Source organism: Gemmiger sp. (assembly GCF_036306485.1).
Classification (GTDB): Bacteria; Bacillota; Clostridia; order Oscillospirales; family Ruminococcaceae; genus Gemmiger.
Genome location: NZ_JAXJZK010000034.1, coordinates 60,394 through 69,572, shown reverse-complemented (window position 1 = coordinate 69,572; position 9,179 = coordinate 60,394). Strand labels below are relative to the sequence as shown.

Here is a 9,179-nt window from a genome sequence, read left to right as displayed (position 1 = left end):
TGGTTGGGGATGAGAGAATCGAACTCCCACAAACGGAGTCAGAGTCCGTCGCACTACCATTATGCAAATCCCCATCGCGGTATCGGGCGTCTGCCCTCAACGCTTAACTATTATATCCGCTGAACCGGCATTTGTCAACACCTTTTTTGAGTTTTCCGCAAAAAAGATTTCCTGGGTCGGGCAAAAGGGCCGGAATCGGAAAATGTAAAACTTTCCGGCGAATTTTCTTGCAATGAGGTTTGACATTTATTCGGGATCGTGGTATATTTATTAAGATTTGTTGCGTGGGCAAAGGTGCTTGAGCAAAGAACCGGCGCCCTTTTTTTGTCGCGACAAATGTCCGCACAGCGAAAACAACCGTACACCGGCAGGGAAGGCTCTCCCGGTTCCGGCGTTCCGGTACAACCCCCCAAAAACTCGGACGGCGGCGGTCCGAACCCAAAATGCCGCATCCCAAATCAAGGAGAGTGAAAGACCGTGTCTCGTTATGTCGTAAAACGTGTTCTGCTGGCGATTGTGACCGTCATCATCGTCAGTCTGATCACATTCTTTGCCATGAACGCCATCCCCGGCGGCCCCTTCTCAAAGGAAAAGGCGACCAGTCCCGTCGTTCAGGCCGTGCTGGAAGAGCGCTACAACCTGGACAAGCCTCTGGGTACGCAGTATATCCTTTATATGAATAACATCCTTCACGGCGACTGGGGCATTTCCACCAAGACCGGCCGTGAGGTGGGGGACACCATTTCGGAGAGTTTCCCCATCTCGGCAAAGCTGGGCCTGTCCGCCGCCTGCATCGCGGTGGTTGCCGGCCTGGTCCTGGGCAGCATTGCGGCTCTGAACCGCAACAAATGGCCTGACCGTGTGATCATCTTCTTCACCACGCTGTGTACCGGTGTGCCCAGCTTCGTTCTGGCCACGCTGCTGCTGCTCGTCTTCTGTCTGGAACTGCAGTGGGTACCGGCCTGGAGCCCCACGAACCCGAGTTACGTTCTGCCGGTCATCGCTCTTTGCACCTATCCCATGGCCTATATTACCCGTCTGACCAAAACCAGCATGCTGGATGCCCTCGGCCAGGACTATGTGCGCACGGCCCGCGCCAAGGGCGTGCCCCAGCTGAAGGTGATCTTCAAGCATGCGCTGCGCAATGCGCTGATCCCCGTCGTGACCTACGTCGGACCGATGATTGCCGGCATCGTCACCGGCTCGATGGTTGTGGAGAGCATCTTCACCATCGGCGGTCTGGGCGGCAAGTTTGTCACGAGCATCCAGAACCAGGACTACCCGATGATCATGGCCACCACGATCTTCCTGGGCGTGCTGATGGTTGTTGCCAACCTGATCACCGACCTGGTCTACAAGATGATCGATCCCCGCATTGAGCTTGAGTAAAGGAGGCGGAAACAATGTCTTACGCAGAAAACGGAATGCCGAAGAAGAATCCTCTTTCGGCACAGATTGATCTTTCCAAGTTCAGCACCCAGGACTTTGAACCCGCCACCGGCGAGGAAAAGAAACAGCAGGAGGTCATGGGTGAAAGTGTGACCTTCTTCAAGGACGGCTGCCGTCGTCTGGCCAAGAACAAGCTGGCCATGGGCAGCCTGATCGTGCTGATCCTGCTTCTGATTTCCATCATCGTACTGCCGATGATCATTCCCTACGGCTATTCCGACATCATCAAGGTGGACGGCAAGCGCGACAAGACGGCCGCCAACCTGGCACCTTTCACCTACTCCGAGCGCGAGATGGAGTATATGGAAGAGACCGGCGAAAAGCTGTTCCCCCATGTCATGGGCACCGACAGCCTCTGCCGTGACTACTTCATCCGCGTCATCTACGGCACCCGCGTTTCCCTGACCGTCGGCCTGGTGGCCTCCATCATGGTCCTGGTCATCGGCTTGCTCTACGGCTCCATCTCCGGCTGGTGCGGCGGCCTGGTGGATATGGTCATGATGCGTATCGTCGATATCATATACAGTCTGCCTGACACCCTGATGGTCATTCTGCTCTCCGTCGTTCTGAACGAGACCCTCAAACCGGTCATTGAGAGTGTGTCTTTCCTGCAGAAGATCGGCACCAACATGATCGCGCTGTTCCTGGTGTTCGGACTGCTGTACTGGGTCGGCATGGCCCGTCTGGTCCGCGGCCAGATCCTGACGATCAAGCAGAACGAGTATGTTCTGGCGGCCCGCACCATCGGCACGCCGAGCGGCCGGATTCTGCGCAAGCACATCCTGCCCAACTGCCTGTCGGTCATCATCATCTCCACCGCGCTGCAGATTCCTTCCGCGATCTTCACCGAGAGCTACCTCTCCTTCCTGGGCATCGGCGTCAAGGTTCCCATGCCGTCCCTCGGCTCTCTGGCCAACGACGCCCGCGATGGTCTGATCAGCTATCCTTACAAACTGATTTTCCCGGCCGTTGTGATCTGCCTGATCGTGCTGGCCTTCAACCTGCTGGGCGACGGTCTGCGCGATGCGTTTGACCCGAAACTGAAGCGCTAAGGAGGGGCAGAAGATGAGCGAAGTGAAAAACGAATCCAAGTATATTCTGGAAGTCAAGGATCTGCACACGACCTTCTCCACCGACCAGGGCGGCACGGTCCGCGCGGTTAACGGTGTCTCCTTCAATCTCGAACCCGGCAAGATCCTCGGCATCGTGGGCGAGTCCGGCTCCGGCAAATCGGTGACGGCCTACTCCATCATGCAGATTCTGTCCGAGAACGGCGGCATCACCGGCGGTCAGATTCTCTACAAGGGCCAGGACATCACCAAGTGGAGCGAAAAGCAGATGCAGGAGTTCCGCGGCAAAGCCTGCTCCATCATCTTCCAGGACCCCATGACCAGCCTGAACCCCGTGTTCACCATCGGCAACCAGCTGGTCGAGGCCATCACGCTGCACACCAAGCGCAACAAGGAACAGGCCAAGGCCCGTGCCATCGAGATGCTCTCTCTGGTGGGCATCAACGAACCGGAAAAGCGGATCAAGCAGTATCCGTATGAGCTGTCCGGCGGTATGCGTCAGCGTGTCATGATCGCCATGGCGCTGGCCTGTGAACCCGATATCCTGATCGCCGACGAGCCCACCACCGCTCTGGACGTGACCATCCAGGCCCAGATCCTCGAACTGATGCAGGATCTGCAGAAAAAGATGGGCATGGCCATCATCATCGTCACCCATGACCTGGGTGTCATTGCGTCGATGTGTGACGAGATCATCGTCATGTACGGCGGTCGTGTCTGCGAGCGCGGCACGGCGGACGACATCTTCTACCGTCCTGCCCATGAATACACCAAGGGTCTGCTGCGCAGCATCCCTTCCACCCAGAACATGAACGAGCGGCTGATCCCCATCGGCGGCACGCCCATCAACATGCTGGACCTGCCCAAGGGCTGTGCCTTCTGCCCGCGCTGCGATGCGGCCATGAAGATCTGCCTGCGGGAACAGCCCCCTGAGCTGCAGGTCAGCGATACCCATTATTCGTCCTGCTGGGTGAATGTGAAAAATGCCAAGGAGGGGAAGTAACATGGCAAAGAGCGAATATCTGGTGCAGGTTGAGCACCTGAAAGAATATTTCCCCGTCCGTGCGGGCTTCGGCAAGACCATCCCCCTCAAGGCGGTGGATGACGTTTCCTTCTCGATCCGTCCCGGCGAGACGCTGGGCCTGGTCGGCGAGTCCGGCTGCGGCAAGACCACGGTCGGACGCACGCTGCTCCAGCTCTACAAGCCCACCGGCGGCCGGATTGTCTTTGACGGCGATGTTCTGTACGATTCCGGCGAGCAGTATGACGAAAACGGCCGCCTGAAGGTGGGCGCCGACGGCAAACCGGTGCTGGGCAAGAAGGTCAGCGCCAACATGATGCCCTACCGCAAACAGATGCAGATGGTCTTCCAGGACCCGTATTCCTCGCTGAACCCGCGTATGACCGTCGAGGATATCATCGGTGAGCCTCTGGATGTCCACAAGCTCTGCAAGAATGCCAAGGAGCGCCGCGAGCGCGTCATGGAACTGATGGAGATCGTCGGCCTCAACGCCGAGCACGCGATGCGGTATCCGCATGAGTTCTCGGGCGGCCAGCGTCAGCGAATCGGCATTGCCCGTGCGCTGGCGGTCAACCCCAAGTTCATTGTCTGTGATGAGCCTGTCTCTGCCCTGGACGTTTCCATCCAGGCGCAGGTGGTCAATATGTTTGAGGACCTGCAGGAAAAGCTCGGCGTTGCCTATCTGTTCATCGCCCATGACCTGCTGGTTGTCCACCATATCAGCGATCGTATCGCCGTCATGTACCTCGGCAAGATGATGGAGATGGCGGACTCCGACGAACTCAACAACAACCCGATTCATCCCTATACCCAGAGTCTGCTCTCCGCCGTGCCCATCCCTGACCCGGTCACGGCCCGCAACTCGCACCGCATCGTGCTGGAAGGCGATGTGCCTTCTCCGCTGCACATGCCCAGCGGCTGCCCGTTCCGTACCCGCTGCCGCTATGCGACCGAGCAGTGCGCCCATGAGATGCCGCCGCTCAAGGACCGCGGCAACGGCCATTTTGTGGCATGCTGGAACAAATAAGGATTCGGGAAAGATTCTTGTAATTTGCACAAAAATGACACAATTCAGAACAAGATTTTTTGACGGGAAACCCAAAAATAGTAACTGAAAAGCAACAGGTTGTTGTTTTTGCTTGCAAACGGTCCGGCCAGACCGTATAATTGGCCGTGTTACAAGGAAGTATCCCGTCCCGCTTTCCGGTGGGACGGGCTGCTTATAGATTCAATAGGAGGATAGAAACTATGAAAAAGCTCATGGCATCCGTTCTGGCTGCTGCCATGGTGCTGAGTCTGGCTGCCTGCGGCAACACCGCTTCCAGCTCTTCCAGCACCAGCACGGCCGCTACGGACGAAACTGCTGCCAGCTCGGCAGCAAGCACGGCATCGGCTTCTGTGCTGAATACCGATACCAGTGCCCTGTACCTGTGCCTGGCCTCTGAGCCGGACCGTCTGGACCCCGCGCTGAACACCACCGTTGATGGTGCCTGCCTGGCAGTCAACTCCTTCGTCGGTCTGATGACCTACGACAAGGATGGCCAGCTGGCTCCCGGCGTTGCCGAAAGCTACGAGGTCTCTGACGACAAGATGACCTACACCTTCCACCTGCGCGACAGCCTGTGGAGCGACGGCACCCCCGTCACGGCCAACGACTTCGTTTACAGCTGGAACCGTGCTGCCAACCCGCTGACCGCTTCCGACTACAGCTACCTGTACGATGGCCTGATCGAGCACAATGCCGCTCTGGCCACCGATGACGATGGCAACTACGTCGATGAGGCTGCTGCCAACGAGGCGATGGCCAACAACGACATCCTGGTCGGTGTCGAGGCTACCGATGACAACACCTTCGTTGTCAAGCTGGTCAGCCCCTGCCCGTACTTCCTGTCCCTGTGCGCTTTCCCGACCTTCTTCCCGGTTCCGGAAGCCTCTGTCAAGGCTGCCGATCCCGATGGCACGAACCCGGGCGCCTGGGCTTCTGAGGCCGGCTTCGTCACCAACGGTGCCTACACCTGCACCGAGTGGAAGCATGACGAGAGCATGGTCTACACCAAGAACCCCAACTACTACGATGCCGCCAACGTCAAGCTGGAGACCCTCAACTTCATGCTGAGCGCCGATGACGCCGCCATCTATGCCGCCTACAATGCCGGCAACCTGGACTTCATCGACAGCGTTCCCACCGATGAGATCCCCAACCTGAAGGGCATCAACCCCGAATTCATGGTTCTGCCCAACCTGGGCACCTACTATGTCGGCTTCAACGTGAACTCCACCATGTTCGAGGGCAAGACTCCCGAGCAGGCCAACGCGATGCGTGAAGCCTTCAACCTGCTGATCGATCGTCAGTACATCGTTGACAACATCGGCCAGACCGATCAGGAAGTTGCCAACACCTTCATTCCGCCGGCCATGAGCGACGGCAACGGCGCTGAGTTCCGTCAGAACACCGCCGAGTACACCTACCCCGATGCCGACAACCTCGGCTACTTCGATCCCTCTGAGGATGCCTACGATGACAACGTCGCCAAGGCCATTGAGCTGCTCAAGAGCGCCGGCTACGAATTCACCGATGACGGCATGCTGAGCGATTCCACCCCGCTGAACATCACCTACCTGACCAACTCCGGCGCCGGCAACGAGGATATCGCTGCCGCTCTGCAGCAGGACGTGGCCGCGATCGGCATCACGATGGACATCCAGGCTGAGGACTGGAAGGTCTTCCTGAATGACCGTAAGGCCGGCAACTACGACGTCTGCCGTCAGGGCTGGCTGGCCGACTTCGATGACCCCATCAACATGCTGGAGATGTGGACCACCGATTCCGGCAACAACGACAGCCAGTTCGGCCGTGAGGTCGACGGTGCCGTCCCGAGCTACGCTCCGCAGAACTGGGATGAGTACAACACGCTGATCAGCGAGATCAAGTCCGAGACCGATTTCGCCGCCCGTGTGAACCTCATGCATCAGGCTGAGGATATGCTGATGGAGACCTACGCTGTTGTGCCTCTGTACTACTACAACGACCCCTGCATGATGAAGTCCAATGTGACCGGTATGTACGCCAATGCGTTCGGCTACAAGTACTTCATGTACTGCGAGAAGACCGCTGCCTGATCTGACAGCTTGATCTGAAACAGAAACCGCCCCGCCGACTCTGTGCCGGCGGGGCGGTTTTTTGTCCGCTCCCGGGCAGGGGAGACGGCCGTATATAATAAGGTAGGACAAACCGGAAACTTTCCCGGAAAACCGGGGCAACAAAAAAGCAGTGAGAACGCGGAGTTCCCACTGCTTTTACAGTTGAAAAAGGATCAGGAAGCGGAAACCTGAATGGTCTCGCCGGCAACGCCGTCCTTCTCGATGGCTTCCATCAGAGCGCGGGCATTGTTAGAGGCCATCGTGGCACCAGCGATCGTGTCGATCATCTTGGAAGTGCCGGCCTTCTGGATGTTCTCGCTCATCTGGGGAATCCACTCAGAGGGCGCCGGGTCCATCGGATAGGTCTCCGGAGTGGTCTCGCTCTTCTTGTTGCCTTCGGCATCGTAGCTCTCGAAGACGGCAGAAACCACCTTGCCGTCCTTGTACTCGACGGTCAGGGTGTCACGCCAGCCGTAGGAGCTTTCCGCAGCGGCGTCATCCATCTCGGCGGTGTAGGTGCCGTCGGGCTTGGACGAATTGCCACAGGCAGTCAGGCTGAATGCCAGAACGGCAGCAAGACTCATCAGCAGAATTTTTTTCATAATGTTACGTTTCCTCCCTTTTGGTTCCTCCAAATCAATGTAACATCTTTTACTATAACAAATATAGTGAAACCTGTCAACAGGAAATCCCCGTCAGGGCCGGAACCGTGCCTCAGCAGAGGGCTCAGCGCAGATCCGTGTCGGAATACAGCGTGATATAACGGACCGTCTGCGCCTTCATGCGCCGCAGGATCAGAGCTGCAGCTGCCAGCACACCGGCAGTCAGGATCAGTACGGTGAATAGTTTGCACACAGTCTTCATAAATATACCTCCCATCCGCGAAAAAACAACTTACCTGCATCAGTATACCATATCCGGCCGCAAAGCGCAATCGCCGGGGGGCCAGTCTGCACATTGCCGAAAAAAATTGGGATAAACCAGGCAGATTGCCTAAAGTTTGTTTGCCAGAAAAGCCGGCATTCGTATTGACTTGTGACGTAAAAATGCTAAAATAATACTGTATTTATATTTGCTTATACGGAAAGGTCTGTCCTTTTTTAACAGGACGGGTCCGGATTTCCGTGCGGCAATAAGAAATGGGGGAAACGCAAACCATGTTTAAGTCCCTGAAGCGTTCCGCGAAGGGCGCCGCCGTGCCGCATGAGAAGGGCACTGCCGGCATGGCCACCGTCAAAATGGCTACGCCTGCGCATGTCATCATTCCCATGTCGATGCACATCGGTGCACCGGCGGAGCCGGTTGTGAAGAAGGGCGATCAGGTCTTCGTTGGCACCCTGATCGGCAAAGCCGGCGGCTTTGTCAGCGCCAACATTTATTCCAGCGTGTCCGGTACCGTGGAAGGGATCGCGCCGTTCCGTATGGTGAACGGCCCGGTTTGCCAGGCCATTGCGATTGCAAGCGACGGCAAGCAGACCGTGGATCCTTCCTGCACGCCTCCGACCGTGACCGACAAGAAGAGCCTGCTCGCTGCGATCCAGGCCTGCGGTCTGGTGGGTCTTGGCGGCGCCGGCTTCCCGACGCATGTCAAGCTCGCGGCCGATGGGGTGGACACCCTGCTGATCAATGCGGCAGAGTGTGAGCCGTATCTGACCACCGATACCCGTGAAATGCTGGAATGCAGCGATACCATTATCTCCGGCATCACCGCCGTGATGAAGTACTGCAACATTCCCAACTGCATCATCGGCATCGAGCGCAACAAGCCCGAGTGCATCGACCTGATGTGCTCCCTGGTGCGCGACATGAAGGGTGTCAGCGTCAAGCCGCTGCCCATGCGGTATCCGCAGGGCGCCGAGAAAACCCTCGTCGAGACCTGCACCGGCCGCGAAGTGCCCCAGATCGGACCTTCCGGCAAGGCCGGCCTGCCCGCCGACGTCGGCTGCATCATCATGAACGTGACCAGTGTCTCCACGCTGGGCAAGTTCCTCAAGACCGGTGTGCCGCTGACCACCAAGCGACTGACCGTCGAGGGCGACGCCATCGCCAACCCGCAGAACATCGAGGTGCCGATTGGTACGCTGTACCGCGACGTCATCGAAGCCTGCGGCGGCATCAAGCCCGATGTCGAGCTCGGAAAGATCATCTTCGGCGGCCCCATGATGGGCGGTGCCTCCCCGAACGCCGACTTCCCGGTCCTCAAGCAGAACAACGGCCTGCTGCTCTTCAGCCGCAAGGCTGCCACGCTGCCCGATCCTCAGCCCTGCATCCGCTGCGGCCGCTGCATCAGCGCCTGCCCGATGGGACTCGAGCCTGTGGAGATCGTCGAAAGCTTCGGCCAGAAGGATTTTGCCGCTCTCAAGGAGCGCTGCGTTGATCTTTGTGTCGCCTGCGGCAGCTGCACCTATGCCTGCCCGGCCAAGCGCCCCGTGGCCCAGAACATGGCTCTTGCCAAGGCCTGGTACATGGGCGAGCTGCGCAAAGGAGGGAAATAAGGA

At 58.0% G+C, this 9,179-nt stretch carries 8 protein-coding genes and 1 tRNA gene; 6 read left to right on the top strand and 3 right to left on the bottom strand.

Going from position 1 to position 9,179, the window contains the following annotated elements; all coding sequences use genetic code 11:
- Positions 1–74, bottom strand: a tRNA-Gln gene (locus tag U0L91_RS07215).
- A gap of 403 nt (positions 75–477) precedes the next feature.
- On the opposite strand from U0L91_RS07215, the gene U0L91_RS07210 reads away from it, so the two are divergent.
- From U0L91_RS07210 to U0L91_RS07190, 5 genes are all read left to right on the top strand, one after another.
- Positions 478–1,389 (top strand): ABC transporter permease, encoded by a 912-nt coding sequence (locus U0L91_RS07210; RefSeq protein WP_330045621.1) that lies wholly within the window; start codon positions 478–480, stop codon positions 1,387–1,389.
- Positions 1,390–1,424: 35 nt separating this feature from the next.
- Positions 1,425–2,501 carry an ABC transporter permease gene (locus U0L91_RS07205; RefSeq protein ID WP_336647967.1) on the top strand — a complete coding sequence of 359 codons (1,077 nt, stop codon included), beginning with the start codon at positions 1,425–1,427 and terminating at the stop codon, positions 2,499–2,501.
- A gap of 13 nt (positions 2,502–2,514) precedes the next feature.
- The gene (locus U0L91_RS07200; RefSeq protein ID WP_330045617.1) at positions 2,515–3,522 is read left to right on the top strand and encodes an ABC transporter ATP-binding protein; all 1,008 of its coding nucleotides are present in this window, start codon (positions 2,515–2,517) and stop codon (positions 3,520–3,522) included.
- Position 3,523: 1 nt separating this feature from the next.
- A complete protein-coding gene (locus U0L91_RS07195) occupies positions 3,524–4,567 on the top strand; it encodes an ABC transporter ATP-binding protein (protein ID WP_330045616.1) in 1,044 nt (347 codons plus the stop codon).
- A gap of 221 nt (positions 4,568–4,788) precedes the next feature.
- Positions 4,789–6,660 carry a peptide ABC transporter substrate-binding protein gene (locus U0L91_RS07190; RefSeq protein WP_330045614.1) on the top strand — a complete coding sequence of 624 codons (1,872 nt, stop codon included), beginning with the start codon at positions 4,789–4,791 and terminating at the stop codon, positions 6,658–6,660.
- Positions 6,661–6,854: 194 nt separating this feature from the next.
- On the opposite strand, the gene U0L91_RS07185 is transcribed toward U0L91_RS07190, so the two are convergent.
- The gene (locus U0L91_RS07185) at positions 6,855–7,283 is read right to left on the bottom strand and encodes a hypothetical protein (RefSeq protein ID WP_330045613.1); all 429 of its coding nucleotides are present in this window, start codon (positions 7,281–7,283) and stop codon (positions 6,855–6,857) included.
- Between the two features lie 124 nt (positions 7,284–7,407).
- On the bottom strand, positions 7,408–7,545 hold the full coding sequence (locus tag U0L91_RS07180) for a hypothetical protein (RefSeq protein ID WP_330045612.1): 138 nt from the start codon (positions 7,543–7,545) through the stop codon (positions 7,408–7,410).
- 293 nt (positions 7,546–7,838) lie between these two features.
- Here U0L91_RS07180 and U0L91_RS07175 point away from each other — a divergent pair, with 293 nt between their 5' ends.
- Positions 7,839–9,176: an RnfABCDGE type electron transport complex subunit C gene (locus U0L91_RS07175; protein WP_330045611.1), complete on the top strand. Its 1,338-nt coding sequence runs from the start codon at positions 7,839–7,841 to the stop codon at positions 9,174–9,176.
- Positions 9,177–9,179 lie beyond the last annotated feature (3 nt).

What these genes read in the sequence shown, in the direction of transcription:
- U0L91_RS07205 (WP_336647967.1), top strand. Translation starts at nt 1,425, where the DNA reads ATGCCGAAGAAGAATCCTCTTTCGGCACAGATTGATCTTTCCAAGTTC.
- U0L91_RS07200 (WP_330045617.1), top strand. Translation starts at nt 2,515, where the DNA reads ATGAGCGAAGTGAAAAACGAATCCAAGTATATTCTGGAAGTCAAGGAT.
- U0L91_RS07195 (WP_330045616.1), top strand. Translation starts at nt 3,524, where the DNA reads ATGGCAAAGAGCGAATATCTGGTGCAGGTTGAGCACCTGAAAGAATAT.
- U0L91_RS07190 (WP_330045614.1), top strand. Translation starts at nt 4,789, where the DNA reads ATGAAAAAGCTCATGGCATCCGTTCTGGCTGCTGCCATGGTGCTGAGT.
- U0L91_RS07185 (WP_330045613.1), bottom strand. Translation starts at nt 7,283, where the DNA reads ATGAAAAAAATTCTGCTGATGAGTCTTGCTGCCGTTCTGGCATTCAGC.
- U0L91_RS07180 (WP_330045612.1), bottom strand. Translation starts at nt 7,545, where the DNA reads ATGAAGACTGTGTGCAAACTATTCACCGTACTGATCCTGACTGCCGGT.
- U0L91_RS07175 (WP_330045611.1), top strand. Translation starts at nt 7,839, where the DNA reads ATGTTTAAGTCCCTGAAGCGTTCCGCGAAGGGCGCCGCCGTGCCGCAT.